The sequence below is a fragment of the Chryseobacterium phosphatilyticum genome, from assembly GCF_002899825.2.
Classification (GTDB): domain Bacteria; phylum Bacteroidota; class Bacteroidia; order Flavobacteriales; family Weeksellaceae; genus Chryseobacterium; species Chryseobacterium phosphatilyticum.
This window is the reverse complement of record NZ_PPED02000003.1, coordinates 665,778-681,018: the sequence shown is the minus strand read 5'-3', so window position 1 is coordinate 681,018 and position 15,241 is coordinate 665,778. Positions and strand designations below refer to the sequence as shown.

Sequence of the window (15,241 nt, the reverse complement as noted above, 5' to 3'; positions counted from 1 at the left end):
ATGTCAAGGTTTAAAACCTTGACATGGTGGGCTGATAGATTGCTTCGTTGCTTTGCAACTTGCAATGACAAAAACCATCAAACACACGACAATTGATATGAATACCGATATTTTATTTAAACAAAGTATAGAAGATAAGGAAGCTTTCTGGAAGGAACAAGCTGAAGCAATACAATGGTTTCAGTTTCCGCAACAGATTCTTTCGACAGATCAAAACAATTACCCTGAATGGTTTACTGACGGGCAGCTTAATATGTGCTATTTATGCATTGATAAACATATTGAAGATGGCTTTGGTGACCAGACAGCTATTGTTTACGACTCACCCGTAACCCATCAGAAGAAAACATATTCCTTCAAACAAGCTCAGGAAGAAATTTCAAAACTTGCAGGAGGTCTTTCTTCACTGGGATTACAAAAAGGAGACACTGCTGTTATCTACATGCCGATGATTCCGCAAACCCTTTTTGCCATGCTGGCCTGTGCAAGGATTGGTGTGATTCACAATGTCGTTTTCGGAGGCTTTGCTCCCCACGAACTGGTCGTAAGAATTGATGACTGCAAACCCAAAGTTCTGATTACCGCTACCGCAGGAATAGAGATTGCCAAAAGAATACCCTACCTTCCCCTGGTAGAGAAAGCCATAGAACTTGCACAAGACAAAGTAGATCATATTGTGGTATACAACAGAAAACTGGTCGATAACCAGGATGAAATGTTTGATGGCCTGATTGATTATGAAGAGCTGGTTCAAAAATCAGAACAGGTTGATTGTGTCTCGGTTGAATCTACCCATCCTTTATATTTACTTTACACTTCAGGAACAACAGGGAAACCTAAAGGAATTGTTCGGGATACCGGAGGCTACGCCACAGCCCTGAGATTTTCTATGAAATATGTCTACGGCGTTGAACCTGGAGAAACATATTGGGCAGCATCTGATTTTGGCTGGGCGGTGGGACATAGTTTTTCGGTCTACGGACCATTAATTAACAGAAATACAACGATTATTTTCGAAGGAAAACCAATCATGACTCCTGACGCAGGAACTTTCTGGAGAATTATTTCAGAATATAAAGTTTCTGTGATGTTTACTGCACCTACAGCTATCAGAGCCATTAAAAAAGAAGATCCGAACGGAGAACTGGTTAAAAAATATGATTTAACCTATTTCAGAAAGCAATTTCTTGCAGGCGAAAGATGTGATGTAGCTACTTTAGACTGGTTTGCAGAACATCTCGGAGTTCCCGCCATTGACCATTGGTGGCAGACCGAATCAGGTTGGCCCATGCTGGGCTTACTGACTTCCGGTGAAGATTATCATATTAAGAGAGCTTCTGCAGGAAAACCTGTTCCCGGATATGATATTAAAATTTTTGATGAAAACGGACTAGAGCTGGATCCTCACCATGAGGGATACCTTGTCATCAAACTTCCGCTTCCTCCAGGAGCCATGCTGGGAATCTGGAAAGACTATGAGCGTTTCCAAAGCAGCTACCTTTCTCAGTATGCAGGATATTATTTCTCAGGAGACGGTGCCATACAGGACGAAGACGGCTATATTTTCATTACAGGAAGAGTGGATGATGTGATCAACGTAGCAGGACACCGACTCTCCACTTCCGAAATGGAAGAGATTGTTTCATCACACCCTGATGTGGCAGAATGTGCAGTAGTGGGGATTGATGATGATTTAAAAGGTCAGATTCCTTTTGCTACAGTAGTTCTCAAAAACGGTTCATCTATTTCTGAGGAGGAAGTTGAAAAAAATATCATCCTGATGGTTCGTGAAAAGATTGGCGCTGTTGCATTTTTAAAAAATGCTATGGTTGTCAAACGTTTACCCAAAACCCGCTCGGGAAAGATTTTAAGAAAGCTGATCAGAACCTTACTGGATGGAAAAGATTTCCAGATTCCATCGACGATTGACGACGAAAAAATCATTGAAGAAATCCAGGAAAAAATCCGGGATTATAGGGGTCAAACCAGAAATTAAACATAAATTTAAAATATAATACAATTCAAATTTCAAAAACGAAAGGGATATGAGAAATTACTTAATAGAAGACTTACCACATTATTTTGAAGAATATAAAAAGTCTATCAAAAATCCTAAAAAATTCTGGGATAAGGTAGCTGACCAAAACTTTGTGTGGTATCAGAGATGGAGCAAGGTTGTTAAGTACGATATGAATGAAGCCAAAATTACATGGTTTAAAAATGCTAAGCTTAATATCACAAAAAACTGTATAGACAGACACCTTTCTGTAAGAGGAGATAAAGCGGCTATCATTTGGGAACCCAATGATCCAAAAGAGGAAGCACAGCACATTTCTTACAACGAATTATATACCCGTGTCAACAAAACGGCTAATGTTTTAAGTGATATGGGAATTAAAAAGGGAGACAGAGTTTGCATCTACCTTCCGATGATTCCCGAACTAGCTATCACAATGCTGGCTTGTGCCAAATTGGGTGCTGTTCATTCTGTTATTTTTGCAGGATTTTCAGCTGCCGCTGTTGCTTCACGAGTAAATGACTGCGAAGCTAAAATGGTCATTACCTCAGACGGCAGTTACAGAGGAAATAAAGTGCTGGATTTAAAAACTATTGTAGACGAAGCACTGGAAAAGACTCCTACCGTTGAAAAGGTATTGGTCGTTAAAAGAACGCACAATGAGATCAAAATGAAGGAAGGCAGAGATTACTGGATGGCCGATCTTTATGAAAAAGCTTCACCGGATTTCGTCACGGTTATTATGGATTCTGAAGACCCTCTTTTCATCCTGTATACTTCAGGTTCTACAGGAAAGCCCAAAGGAATGCTTCATACTTGCGCCGGATATATGGTATATACTGCTTATACATTCAAAAACGTCTTTAACTATAAAGAAAATGACATTTACTGGTGTACTGCGGACATCGGCTGGATCACAGGACATTCGTACATTTTGTACGGACCGCTATTAAATGGAGCTACGACCGTTATTTTTGAAGGCGTTCCTACCTATCCGGAGCCGGATCGTTTCTGGGAAGTCATTGAGAAACATAAGATCACTCAATTCTATACCGCTCCCACTGCTATTCGTTCATTAGCAAAAGAAAGTACGGAATGGGTAGACAAGCATGATTTAAGCACATTAAAAGTAATAGGATCTGTAGGGGAACCTATCAATGATGAAGCATGGCACTGGTTTAATGACCATGTCGGAAAGAAAAAATGCCCGATTGTAGATACATGGTGGCAGACAGAAACAGGAGGAATCATGATTTCACCGCTGCCTTTTGTTACCCCTACAAAACCAACCTATGCTACCCTGCCTTTACCGGGAATTCAACCTGTCTTAATGGATGACAAACGAAATGAAATTACGGGTAATCAGGTAACAGGAAACCTTTGTATTCGTTTTCCGTGGCCCGGAATTGCAAGAACGATATGGGGTGATCATCAACGATATAAAGAAACTTATTTTACCGCTTTCCCCGGAAAATATTTTACCGGCGACGGAGCTTTAAGAGACGAAGTGGGGTATTACAGAATTACAGGACGTGTTGACGACGTCATTATTGTTTCCGGACACAATTTAGGAACTGCCCCAATCGAAGACAGCATCAACCAACACCCTGCCGTAGCAGAATCTGCAATTGTAGGCTATCCTCATGACATTAAAGGAAATGCTTTATATGGTTATGTAACCCTTAAAGAAACAGGAGAAGGTCGTGATAAGGAAAACCTTAAAAAAGAAATTAACCAGTTGATAGCTGACCAAATCGGACCTATTGCCAAGCTGGATAAAATACAATTTGTCTCCGGCCTTCCTAAAACACGATCAGGGAAGATCATGCGTAGAATCCTGAGAAAAATTGCAGAGGGTGACTTCAGTAATTTTGGAGATATTTCCACTCTTTTAAATCCTGAAATCGTAGAGGAAATCAAGAATGAAAGAATTTAATTCATTTTTAAATTAGAAATAAAGCCTTGGAATTTATATTTCCAGGGCTTTTTTATTCTCACACCACAAAGAAAGCTCTTCTCATTAAACTATAAATTGATTTCATGCTTGCCCTGGAAAAATACATTAAAGACAAGCAAAGCAAAGTAAGATCACCCATACTCCAATAAAATCCACAAACCTGAATGTCATAACAGTGATAAATCAAACGTTTGTTTAATATTATTGTAAATAATTCCCATTTATCTTATGAATAGAATGTTAATTAATAAATTTTATTAGCTTAAACGCAATAATTAAGAAAATAATCATTAACTTTAATCATAACTTTAAACCAATTAACTATGTCAAATATACTAGCGGGGCTATTTGCGCACCACAGCGATTACAAGAAGCTTGAGAGTGATCTGGAGAATTCAGGATTTGAAGATTCAGATTATATTGTATATCTTAATAAAGATTCTGATAATTCCCAATATCTGGCAAGTGTTACCGTAAAAGATAGTAGCCAGATTGAAAGTGCCCGGAATATTTTCACTCAGAATACGGCTGTAAAAACCTATTTATTTGAGGGAATGAGTATGGAAGAAACGAATTATGAAACGATCAAGAAATACATTGATGCGAGGAACAGGGCCGATATCCATAATAGCCCGGATATTAAAATAAAAACGTCAAGCGACGGCATGAACTCGGAAGTAAAATTTTAAACAATATAAAAACCTAATAACCGCAAAAGATCCGTGGACCCGTCTACGGATCTTTTATGTTTGAAAGAAGCAAAAATTTTCGTATTTTCGTCTAAATATAGGCTGTTGCACAAATGAGTTACGACTTAGAACAAGAGAACAAAGAGATCCTCGCAAGATATAAGGATCTGATTTCGAACACATACAGAACTTTGGATGAGGAAAATAATAAACTTATCCGAAAGGCATTTGATATTGCATTGGATGCCCACAAGGATCAAAGGAGAAAATCCGGAGAACCTTACATCTACCACCCTATTGCTGTTGCCAAAATTGTAGCGACAGAAATCGGTCTTGGAGCAACCTCTATTGCATGTGCACTTTTGCATGATGTCATTGAGGATTCCGATTACACCTACGAAGATTTGAAAAAAATATTCGGGGAAAAGATTGCTGCTATTGTCAATGGATTGACGAAGATATCGATCATGAACCATCAGAATATTTCGGTACAGTCTGAAAACTACAGAAAACTTCTGTTGACGCTATCGGAAGATTTCAGAGTAATTCTGATTAAAATTGCCGACCGTCTTCATAACATGAGAACTCTGGAAAGCATGGCTCCTGATAAGCAAAAAAAGATTGCCTCAGAAACCGTTTACATTTATGCTCCGATGGCGCACCGTCTGGGATTGTACAACATCAAATCTGAACTTGAAGACCTTTCATTAAAATATAATAATCCTGAAGTTTATAATGAAATCACGGAAAAATTGGAATTGGCCAAAGAAAGCCGTGAAAGATATATTCAGGAATTTACAAAAGAAGTTTCCGAACGTCTTCACGATGAAGGATTAAATTTTAAAATCAAAGGTCGTGCAAAGGCTATCTCTTCTATTTACAGAAAAATGTTGAAGCAGGGAGTTTCTTTTGAAGAAGTTTTTGATAACTATGCGATAAGAATTATTTATAAGTCTGATGCTAAGAACGAAAAGTTCCTTGCCTGGAAAATCTATTCTATTGTTACCGACGTTTATCACAGTAATCCTTCCAGGATGAGGGATTGGATTACACAACCCCGCTCCACAGGATATGAAAGTTTGCACTTAACTGTTCTTGGGCCAGATAAAAAATGGATTGAAGTCCAGATTCGTTCAGAACGAATGGACGAAATTGCAGAAAAAGGTGTTGCTGCTCATTATAAATACAAAGAAGGATACAAACAAAGCACTGATGACCGTAATTTTGAAAAATGGGTAACAGAAATCCGAGAAGTCCTGGAGCAACAGCAGAATCTGTCTACTTCTGAGCTTTTGGATAATATCAAACTTAATTTGTATTCAAAAGAGGTTTTTGTATTTACCCCGAAAGGAGAAATTAAAATCCTTCCGACTAATGCAACCGCTCTTGATTTTGCGTTTTCGGTTCACTCCGATTTGGGAATGAAATGTTTAGGTGCAAAAATCAATGGAAAACTGGTTCCGATTTCTTATATTCTTCAGAACGGAGATCAGGTAGATATTCTTTCTTCTCAAAATCAGAAACCAAAGTCCGACTGGCTGGAATTTGTAGTTACTTCAAAAGCCAAGTCAAAAATTAAAAGTTATCTGAATTCACAGAAAAATCAATTGGTAGAAGAAGGAAAAGAAATTCTTCAGAGAAAACTTCGCCATGCAAAAATAAATTTCAATGATGAAGAGATTAATAAGCTTCAAAAGTTCTTTAATCTAAAATCTTCTCAGGAGCTATTCCTTAAATTCCAAAGTAATGAACTTGATGTAAGCAGCTTAAGAAAGTATATTGAAAGTAAAAATGTATTCAATAACTTACTTTCAAGATTCAGAAAATCTCCAGCAAAAAATCAACATTTTGAGGAGCCGAAAGAGGAAAACCTTGACATGATTGTTTTTGGAAAGGATGAAGAAAAGCTGAATTACACCTATGCCAAGTGTTGCACTGTAATTCCCGGCGATAAAATTTTCGGATTCATTACCATTTCCGACGGAATCAAGGTGCATAGCGACAACTGCCCGAATGCCATCAACTTAAGAGCACAATACGATTATCGTGTCATTCCTGCAAAATGGGTGAATGCAGAAAGTTTCAAAAACAGAGTTAAGATCGAAATTGAAGGGCTCGACAGAATGGGAATGATCAATGATATAACCACGGTGATCAGTGGAAGCATGGGAATGGACATGAAAAGCATGTCCATTGAGTCTAATAACGGAGTTTTCACAGGAAACATTACGCTTGAGGTTAAAAATAAAGGTCAGTTGGAAGAAACCTTTAAAAAACTAAAAAGCATTAATGGTATTTCAAGAGTGAGACGACTACAATCATAAATATGAATTTATCTCTTTATTTTAAAAATTTTTTCAACAACAGTCAGGCATCAGGAATTATTCTTATTTTTTGTGTGCTTGTTTCATTACTTATCGCCAATTCCTTTGCAGCAGAGGCTTTTCAACATTTTCTGGATAAAGAGGTGGGCACTCATCTGTTTGGTCTGGAATACCCCGTGAGCATCTGGATCAACGATGGACTAATGGCCGTTTTCTTTCTTTTGGTAGGTCTCGAAATTAAAAGAGAACTTGTAGAGGGAGAGCTTTCCTCATTTAAAAATGCTTCGTTACCGATTTTTGCGGCTGTGGGTGGAATGCTTGTTCCGGCTGTGATCTACAGCATTTTCAACTCCGGAACAGAATACAGCAATGGTTGGGGAATACCAATGGCTACCGATATTGCTTTTTCACTGGCTATTATTTCGATGTTGGGAAAGAAAATTCCCAATTCGATTAAAATATTTCTTGCAGCTCTAGCTATTGTAGATGATCTGGGGGCTATTCTTGTGATCGCAATCTTTTATACAGAGCAAATCCATTGGACTTACTTATTACTTTCTTTTGGAGTAACTGCTTTATTATTTTTGTTGAACTTTTTAAAGGTTACCCGTATTATATTTTATATTATTCCGGGGGTATTTTTATGGTATTTCCTTCATCATTCAGGGATCCATGCTACAATTGCAGGAGTTTTACTGGCCTTCTCCATTCCTACCAATGCTTCGAATGTAGAAATTTCCCCTTTAGAAAAACTTGAACATACACTTCATATTCCTGTAAGTTTCCTGATCATGCCTATATTCGCTTTAACCAATACCAATATTACATTTACCACTCACATGGTTTCCGGTGTTACAAGTACATTAGGAATGGGGATCATTGGAGGATTAGTGCTTGGCAAACTGATAGGAATCAATCTATTCTCCATTATTGCCATTAAATTAAAACTCAGCACATTACCTCAAAACAGCAACTGGACCCAAATGATAGGAGTTGGTTTATTGGCAGGAATTGGATTTACCATGTCTATTTTTATCGCACTTCTATCTTTTAAAGGAGAGATTGAAATCCAGGATGAAGCTAAATTTGCTATTTTAATTGCATCTTTTATAGCTGCTGTTTTAGGATTTACCATCTTAAGCATAAGTTCAAAAGAAAATCCGGAGCTGGAAGAAGATTAATTCTTTTTCCGGTTTTCCAGCTTTCTTCTATGTTCCAAATTGCTTTCAAAATCGGGTTCAGTAATACCTGCACGATATTGAATTGCTTCTTTCTGAATTTCGTCAGACAATAGTTTTTCTATCCTTAATTTTCTGATGGCCATATTCAGCTCGTTTCCGAATAAAAGAAGATATACATTCACATTCACCCATACCATGAGCAGGATCATACTTCCGATAGAACCGTAAAGAACATTATAACGAGCTATATCCTTTACATAAATAGCAAAGATATAGGTCGTCAGAACAAATAATATAGTGGTAAGGATAGAACCTGGAATCGCCTGTCTGAATCTGGCAATTTTTACCGTTCCAAGCCAATAAAATAAAGTCAGAAGAATGAAATAAAACAATGGGAAAGAAACAAATCCGATAATGCTCGATAAGTTATCTACCAGCCATGGTATATCGTATGCCGGTGCGAAAAGCTTCATAACAACTTCTACATAATACACTCCGAAAAGGGCCAAAAAAACGATGGTAATAAAGCCTATTGTAATAAAGAAAGACAGGATAAACTCTTTTACATCACTGAGTTTTTCGTCTGAATTTTCATTAAAACCGTTGATCAGAGAAAAAGTACCATTGGTTGCAAAAATGAGGGCCAGCACGATGGTCAGATTACTGATTCCTTTCATATTAGGGATAATACTGCGTTCTATATAGTCTCTTACGTCACTTTCCATATTGGAAGGAAAGACATTATGCATCAATACTTCAAAAATATAGAATTGCAGTTTATCGTAATGCGGCATATAAGGCAGGACCGAAAGCAGGAACAGAATAAACGGAAATAAGCTTATGGTAAAACTCCAGGAAATAGCAGCTGCTTTCCGCCCTATTTTACCCTTAAAAATTCCCGAAATATAAATCTGAAACATTTGCCAAAGCGATATCCCTAAAACAGGAATATGTATGTCATCAAAAAATTCCTGTATCTTCAGGATAAATCTGGGAACTTTTATACTCATCTATTGTTGTAATTTGATAATACACAGAGGCTAAAAAATCTTCAAAAATGATAACTGCCACACCAGTTTTAAGGATACTTTTATGTCTCTGTCTACAAATATAAACAATTTCCGTCTCCTCTTCTCAAGAGTAAATTATATATAATTAAGAACTACAGACAAGAAGGGTTGTAAGTTCCAGGCTTTTTCTTATTTATAGACAGATCAGATTTAATTGAATCGTCAAATCATTTATAATATCTGAATCAGCACGATTTTTAGGCATTAAACTGACGCAAGTGATGATCCATATGCTTATACACAAAAATACCAATCTCTTCTGTTTTCATCTTTCCAAAAAAATCATGGATAAAATCCGGGTTTGAGAAACTTCCGTACGCAGCAATCTGCTCAAGCCATACTTTTTTTTGCAATTCTCCATCACCACTGATTTCCTTAATTGTAAAAATACCGGCAGGAGAATTCTTTCCCAAAGGCTTTTCATTCTTTACAATGCTTTTTAAAACCATTTTTCCAAAAACCTTTCCCAGAAAGTCCTGTTTGTATTGTTGTCTTCCATTTCCCAACACCCAATCATTCCATGTAGTGCAGTGTTTTATCATCTGATATACGTTCATTTTCCCCCATTGTGCCGTACTTTTCAAGCTTAAAGCATTTATTCTTCTCATCAGTTCTTCTCTTGTCTCTTTGTCAAATATTGTTTTCATAATAAATCTTTTGGTAAAATTATCTCACTACTTGAAAAGCTTCACCACGTAAAAATGACATCTGAGAGTGTATTTTGTGCCAAATTTTATTTATATTTAGGTACCAAAACATCAATTACATATGAAACATATTTCGATCATATTGTATGAAGGAATATTATCCACTGCAGTTTCCAACACCACAGCCCTGCTTATGAGTGCCAATGAAACGGCCATCAAAAAAGGGATGCAACTTCCCTTTCAAATTGATTTAATCGGCGTTCAAAAAAAATCAATACAATCGGGCTTACCTATATTATTTCAATGCAACAGAATGATCTCCGATGACTTTAATACGGATGTTGTTATTATTCCTCCAATGAATACAGAATCCCAACCAGTCAATACCCTATTGGCTCAAAATAAAGAGCTGATGGATTGGATAAAGAAAAAATACGATCAAAAAACTGAAATAATCAGTCTTTGTACCGGTGCTTACTTTCTGGCTGAATGTGGTCTTTTGGACGGAATGCCTGCTACTTCACATTGGGGCGCGATAAATGATCTGCAAAAAAAATATCCTCAAATAGATTTCAAACCAGACCATGTGGTCACCCATTCCAAAGCAATTATTACCGGTGGAGGTGGTTTTTCCTCTTTAAATGCTTTGTTATATTTTATAGAAAAGAATTCAAGTAAAGAAGTTGCCGTTGAGCTTAGTAAATATTATGCATTAGATTACGGTCGGACTTCACAAAATATTTTTAGTATTTTTTCCGGGCAACGGCTTCATGATGATCATGAAATTCACAAAGCACAGAGCTATATTGAGGAAAAATTTAAAAATGATATTTCAGTAGAACAGGTTGCTGGTGAGGTCAATATGAGTAAAAGAAATTTTATCCGCAGATTTAAAAATGCAACCACCCTGAATCCGATTGAATACATTCAACGAATAAAAGTAGAAGCTGCTAAAAAAGCACTGGAAACCGGTGAAACCAATATCGCTGACGTTACTTATAGTATTGGTTATAATGATTTAAAAACATTCAGAACATTATTCAAAAGAATCACAGGGTTAACACCGGTTGACTACAGAAACAAATACAGAAACAATTTTGCTGAATAAAAAACAAAGGAACATGTATCGAAAGATGTGTCGCAGTTATCAACACCTCTACGTCACAAACTCGTTCCTTTCCAGTTTCCACTTTAAAGCACTATCTTTGCCGCCTGAAACTTCTTATAATGCGAATCAGTTTACTTTGTATCGGCAAAACAGACGATAAGGAAATTACCTCTTTAATTAACTATTATCTCAATCGTCTTCCTAAACACTGGAATTTTGAGATTACAGAAATTCCGGATGTAAAAAATGCTAAAAATCTTTCTTCCGACCTTCTGAAAAAAGAAGAAGCCAAACTGTTTTTAAACCACATTGACAAGAATGATCTGGTTGTGATTCTTGACGAGAAAGGAAAGCAGTTTACCAGCCGTGAATTTTCTCAAAAAATTGATACCTGGATGAATTCTTCTGTTAAGAAAGTACATATTCTCATTGGAGGTGCATATGGATTTTCAGAAGAGATGTACAGCAGAGCCAATGAAAAAATGTCCCTTTCAAAAATGACATTTACCCATCAGATGATTCGTCTTTTTATTGTAGAACAGCTTTACAGAGCTGACCAGATTTTGCAGGGAAAACCTTATCATAATGACTAGAAATCTTTCTTATAAAATAAAAAAAACAGTCTCAAAATAATAGAGACTGTTTTTTATTCTTTAATAAAGTAATGTTCTAAACTCCGGCTTTTACATGGATTTGTCTCTTGGCTTCTCCTACCACAAAAGCAACAGAATTGGCAATATTAAAGCTACGGATTAATCTGGACATGGGAATGGTCAGATGGTTTTCAAAAAGACCTAAAACATCCTGACTCAGGCCTACACTTTCTTTCCCAAATACCAACCAATCACCATCCTGAAAATCATTTTCCAGATAGGATTTTTCAGCATGAGAACTCATTAAGAAAACCCTTGATAAATCCGGGATATTCTTCATCCATTCTTCAACATTGGCATACTCGGTAACATCCAGGTGCACCCAATAATCCAAGCCGGAACGTTTAAGATTTTTATCATTAATGATAAATCCAAAAGGGTGAATTAAGTGTAACTTACTTTCCGTTCCTACGCATAATCTTCCGATATTACCCGTATTATTGGGTATTTCAGGTTCTACAAGAACAATATTCAACATCAGTACAATTCTCTTTATTGTTTATATAAACACATGATCTGTTTGATAAAACAGGATTTTTTATCTATTATAAATGATAATGATTTCCATCCTTTACTTATAGATAGCAAGCAGATTCATCCTATTTTTTGACACATTGAGCATAATATTCAGCCAAAATAGCCTTTTCATAGCCTAATGCCACTGCTTTATCAAGGTTTCCACAAGCTTCTTTAGTTTTAGCCGTATCAAATAATATCAATGCTTTGGTCACATAAGATTGTGCAAACTTCGGGTCAATAGAAACGGCTTTATTAGCATCCGTAAGGGCTTCTTTGTATTTTTTCATTTTTAAATATACATCTGCCCGTCCATTGTATAATAGTGATTCCGGTTTTTCAGCAATAAGCTGGTTGTAATCTTTCAAAGCGCCTTCAAGATCCCCGCTGTTCTTTTTCAGATTAGCCAATCCTGTTTTTGCAAAAATATTATCCGGAGCAAAAGTCAGAATCTGATTAAGATCTTTGATCGCCAGATCTTTTTTCCCCTGGGTGTCATAGATTTTGGAACGGGTAAGGTAGAATTCAGGGTTTTTATCATCTACCTGCAGCCCTTTGTCAATATACTCCAGAGCCTTTACTTTATTGCCTTTCTGGCTGTGTAATGAGGCAAGATTGGCATATACTGAAGCAGAAAGAGGATTAGCCTTTAACGCCGACTCGTAAGATTTAAAAGCTAGCGTAGCCTTTCCCAGCCTTCTTTGAGCTGTTCCCAGATTATTATAATATTCTGATTGAAATCTTGGGATTTGTTCTTTTTCTACCAGCTTTACATATTGTTCTTCAGCACATTTATAATCTGCCTTTTTAAAGCAGTCTTCAGCCAGGTTTTTATCCTGAGCAGAGAAGTTAAATGAAAGTCCTGTAAAAGCTAAGAGTAAAAAAGTTCTTTTCATGGTGTTATGTTTTGTTTGTTGATCACTTTTTGCGCGAGTGCACCAAATATCACTCCCACTAAAGAACCAGCAAACGCTCCCACCAACACATCAATAGGGAAATGCACTCCTAAATAAATCCGGCTGTAAGAAACAACTATAGCCCATATTAAAATAGCATATGGAAACCATTTCACCTTCTTTCTTAATAAAATCCCTAAAAAAGCTGCCAGAAAAAAAGTATTGGAAGCATGTGCAGAATAAAATCCGTACTGTCCGCCACATTTTACGATTCTCATAAAAGGTTCTAAAGAAGGATCATGGCATGGCCTTAATCTTGCCACACCATATTTGAAAACATTGGCCAACTGATCAGAAACCGTTGCACCCAGTGCTAAAAATATAAGGATAAAAACTAAAGATCTTAGTTTAAAATTTTTGTATAAAAAGTACAGAAATATAATATAAAGAGGAACCCAGATCCATGTACTGGAGATCAACATCCATAGTTGATCAAAGGCAGGATCTCCTAAATTATTAAGGTATAAGAATACCTTTTTATCTTCCAGAATAATTTCCTCCATACCTTATCTGCTTACAGGCCCTTCATAAGTCTCATCTTCCGAAGGTTTCGGTTTTGGAGGTTCGTTGGATGCAGTAGGTTCTGTTAATATATCTTTCTTGATATCATTGATCGGGTTGAAATCTTTAGCTGCATCTTTTACCTTTTCGATTTCACGTTTGATTTCTGAAACAGGGTTATCCGTTTCTTTCATGATTTCCGTTTTGATATCTTCTACGGCTCCACGCATTTTTCTAACGCCTGCACCTAGGTCACGCGCAATCTGAGGCAGTTTATCCGGTCCGAATAATACAACGATTGCAATGGCAATGAGTGCCATTTCTCCAATGCTTAATTCCATGCTGTAAAATTACGAAAGATTATACATTTATTTGACGTAAACTAAAAATTTTAAACAAATTTTAAGATTTACTCAATGGAAAGCTGAAAGTTTAAAATGAAAGCAACATATACAATAGGTGTTGGCTGCTGATTTTTATTGTTTCCAATTTTCACCTGTACTTTTCTTATCTCTAAATTTCATGGTGTAAGTTTTATCTTTCTCATTGTCTCCTACTTATCATTTTGAAACAATCATCAATTATTAACAAACAATTAATTCAAAACTTTGAGAATAATATAACATTTCATTATATTTACTACACACAACAAAACAAAATTTACTATGAAAAAATTAGTTACTACTTTCAAAGTTTTAGCCATATTTTCAGTATTGGTGCTTAACAGTTGCCGTGATGAAAATAACGAAACGGCCCAACAGGAAACTGTTCAGGCTAAAGTATCTACTGCTGACCTAAAGAAAGAAACAACTTCCGCTTCACCTATTGTTCCTGAAACCGTACAGACCCAGCTGAATGAATCACAAAAAAATATTGAGAAGTATTTGAAAAGTGATTTACAGATCGCCGGAGTGAATGTAATCGGTAAAATTTCTACGCTAAAAGGTATTGAGATTTCTCAAAATCTTGTAGCCGATAAAGATCAGTTTATCGCGATGGGAAATATTATGGATCAATCTTCTGTAAAAATTGGTAAAATCAGTGATTTATACACAGGAGATGATTTAATTCTTGCTCAAAAAGGATTGAAGGAAACCGTGATGGAAGAAATCAAACCCGGTACCAATGTCATGGAAGTAACCTGGAATGGCAAAGCTGGAAAATTCACAACATTATGTTTTTATAATGACTCAGGGATTATCTGGGATAATGTTTTTGGCGGACTAGTAATGATGGATACCCGAGGAAACTCGGAAACATCTGATATGGGACAAGCCGCTGCTAAAGTAACTTCTAAATGGTACAAGGAATGGTGGACTGCCAACTGGCTTTGGGGATCTAAAAGAGGGGAAGCCGGATATCAGATCACCATTTATTATACGGGTTCAAGCGTTTCCAATGCGGACGTGAATGACTGGGGAAATATTAGTTTAGGAAAAGCAAAAAGCGAAAGTAAAATTCTTAGAAGAACGGGAGCTTACGGGCAGTGTCAATATGCACTGGGACTGTGTACGCCGACCGGTTCTTTAAGCTTTAATGCAAGTAAGTTCTCAGTATCATTTTCAGGGCTGGGAAGCAATATTGTAGCGAATGGCACAAAATCACTTTACCCATAATTTTCA

At 36.7% G+C, this 15,241-nt stretch carries 13 protein-coding genes and 1 pseudogene; 8 read left to right on the top strand and 6 right to left on the bottom strand.

Annotation, left to right across the window (positions count from 1 at the left end; all coding sequences use genetic code 11):
• Positions 1-97 precede the first annotated feature (97 nt).
• From C1631_RS14975 to nhaA, 5 genes and pseudogenes are all read left to right on the top strand, one after another.
• A complete protein-coding gene (locus C1631_RS14975; RefSeq protein ID WP_109713337.1) occupies positions 98-1,996 on the top strand; it encodes an AMP-binding protein in 1,899 nt (632 codons plus the stop codon).
• 43 nt (positions 1,997-2,039) lie between these two features.
• A pseudogene (acs, locus tag C1631_RS14970) lies at positions 2,040-3,953 on the top strand (acetate--CoA ligase); the annotation flags it as partial.
• Between the two features lie 344 nt (positions 3,954-4,297).
• On the top strand, positions 4,298-4,663 hold the full coding sequence (locus C1631_RS14965; protein ID WP_103249433.1) for a hypothetical protein: 366 nt from the start codon (positions 4,298-4,300) through the stop codon (positions 4,661-4,663).
• Positions 4,664-4,776: 113 nt separating this feature from the next.
• A complete protein-coding gene (locus C1631_RS14960; RefSeq protein ID WP_109713084.1) occupies positions 4,777-6,987 on the top strand; it encodes a RelA/SpoT family protein in 2,211 nt (736 codons plus the stop codon).
• Between the two features lie 2 nt (positions 6,988-6,989).
• The gene (gene nhaA, locus C1631_RS14955) at positions 6,990-8,168 is read left to right on the top strand and encodes a Na+/H+ antiporter NhaA (protein WP_103249869.1); all 1,179 of its coding nucleotides are present in this window, start codon (positions 6,990-6,992) and stop codon (positions 8,166-8,168) included.
• Here nhaA and C1631_RS14950 read toward each other — a convergent pair.
• Together C1631_RS14950 and C1631_RS14945 are read right to left on the bottom strand one after the other, a co-directional pair.
• A complete protein-coding gene (locus C1631_RS14950) occupies positions 8,165-9,178 on the bottom strand; it encodes a YihY/virulence factor BrkB family protein (protein WP_109713082.1) in 1,014 nt (337 codons plus the stop codon). The two genes, nhaA and C1631_RS14950, sit on opposite strands and share 4 nt — an antisense overlap.
• Positions 9,179-9,435: 257 nt before the next feature.
• Positions 9,436-9,885, bottom strand: a complete 450-nt coding sequence (locus C1631_RS14945; protein WP_109713080.1) for a DUF1569 domain-containing protein — start codon at positions 9,883-9,885, stop codon at positions 9,436-9,438.
• Positions 9,886-10,006: 121 nt separating this feature from the next.
• On the opposite strand from C1631_RS14945, the gene C1631_RS14940 reads away from it, so the two are divergent.
• On the top strand, positions 10,007-10,993 hold the full coding sequence (locus C1631_RS14940; protein ID WP_109713078.1) for a GlxA family transcriptional regulator: 987 nt from the start codon (positions 10,007-10,009) through the stop codon (positions 10,991-10,993).
• 119 nt (positions 10,994-11,112) lie between these two features.
• Positions 11,113-11,586 carry a 23S rRNA (pseudouridine(1915)-N(3))-methyltransferase RlmH gene (locus C1631_RS14935; RefSeq protein WP_103249507.1) on the top strand — a complete coding sequence of 158 codons (474 nt, stop codon included), beginning with the start codon at positions 11,113-11,115 and terminating at the stop codon, positions 11,584-11,586.
• A gap of 76 nt (positions 11,587-11,662) precedes the next feature.
• Here the strand turns inward: C1631_RS14935 and C1631_RS14930 are convergent, their stop codons facing one another.
• From C1631_RS14930 to C1631_RS14915, 4 genes are all read right to left on the bottom strand, one after another.
• The gene (locus C1631_RS14930; RefSeq protein ID WP_103249506.1) at positions 11,663-12,124 is read right to left on the bottom strand and encodes a tRNA (cytidine(34)-2'-O)-methyltransferase; all 462 of its coding nucleotides are present in this window, start codon (positions 12,122-12,124) and stop codon (positions 11,663-11,665) included.
• Positions 12,125-12,245: 121 nt separating this feature from the next.
• Positions 12,246-13,058, bottom strand: coding sequence for a tetratricopeptide repeat protein (locus C1631_RS14925; protein ID WP_109713076.1), 813 nt, complete (start codon positions 13,056-13,058; stop codon positions 12,246-12,248).
• Positions 13,055-13,621: a phosphatase PAP2 family protein gene (locus C1631_RS14920; RefSeq protein WP_103249504.1), complete on the bottom strand. Its 567-nt coding sequence runs from the start codon at positions 13,619-13,621 to the stop codon at positions 13,055-13,057. The genes C1631_RS14925 and C1631_RS14920 overlap by 4 nt, the downstream gene beginning before the upstream one ends.
• A 3-nt stretch (positions 13,622-13,624) precedes the next feature.
• Positions 13,625-13,960, bottom strand: coding sequence for a Sec-independent protein translocase subunit TatA/TatB (locus tag C1631_RS14915; protein ID WP_109713074.1), 336 nt, complete (start codon positions 13,958-13,960; stop codon positions 13,625-13,627).
• 324 nt (positions 13,961-14,284) lie between these two features.
• On the opposite strand from C1631_RS14915, the gene C1631_RS14910 reads away from it, so the two are divergent.
• Entirely contained in the window at positions 14,285-15,235 is a 951-nt protein-coding gene (locus C1631_RS14910) for a hypothetical protein (RefSeq protein WP_109713071.1), read from the top strand.
• The last annotated feature ends 6 nt before the right edge of the window (positions 15,236-15,241 follow it).

Excerpts from the sequence above, each read along its gene's own strand:
- C1631_RS14960 (WP_109713084.1), top strand. The coding sequence starts at position 4,777 with ATGAGTTACGACTTAGAACAAGAGAACAAAGAGATCCTCGCAAGATAT.
- C1631_RS14925 (WP_109713076.1), bottom strand. The coding sequence starts at position 13,058 with ATGAAAAGAACTTTTTTACTCTTAGCTTTTACAGGACTTTCATTTAAC.
- C1631_RS14975 (WP_109713337.1), top strand. The coding sequence starts at position 98 with ATGAATACCGATATTTTATTTAAACAAAGTATAGAAGATAAGGAAGCT.
- C1631_RS14935 (WP_103249507.1), top strand. The coding sequence starts at position 11,113 with ATGCGAATCAGTTTACTTTGTATCGGCAAAACAGACGATAAGGAAATT.
- C1631_RS14950 (WP_109713082.1), bottom strand. The coding sequence starts at position 9,178 with ATGAGTATAAAAGTTCCCAGATTTATCCTGAAGATACAGGAATTTTTT.
- C1631_RS14910 (WP_109713071.1), top strand. The coding sequence starts at position 14,285 with ATGAAAAAATTAGTTACTACTTTCAAAGTTTTAGCCATATTTTCAGTA.
- C1631_RS14965 (WP_103249433.1), top strand. The coding sequence starts at position 4,298 with ATGTCAAATATACTAGCGGGGCTATTTGCGCACCACAGCGATTACAAG.
- C1631_RS14930 (WP_103249506.1), bottom strand. The coding sequence starts at position 12,124 with ATGTTGAATATTGTTCTTGTAGAACCTGAAATACCCAATAATACGGGT.
- C1631_RS14945 (WP_109713080.1), bottom strand. The coding sequence starts at position 9,885 with ATGAAAACAATATTTGACAAAGAGACAAGAGAAGAACTGATGAGAAGA.
- nhaA (WP_103249869.1), top strand. The coding sequence starts at position 6,990 with ATGAATTTATCTCTTTATTTTAAAAATTTTTTCAACAACAGTCAGGCA.
- C1631_RS14915 (WP_109713074.1), bottom strand. The coding sequence starts at position 13,960 with ATGGAATTAAGCATTGGAGAAATGGCACTCATTGCCATTGCAATCGTT.
- C1631_RS14940 (WP_109713078.1), top strand. The coding sequence starts at position 10,007 with ATGAAACATATTTCGATCATATTGTATGAAGGAATATTATCCACTGCA.
- C1631_RS14920 (WP_103249504.1), bottom strand. The coding sequence starts at position 13,621 with ATGGAGGAAATTATTCTGGAAGATAAAAAGGTATTCTTATACCTTAAT.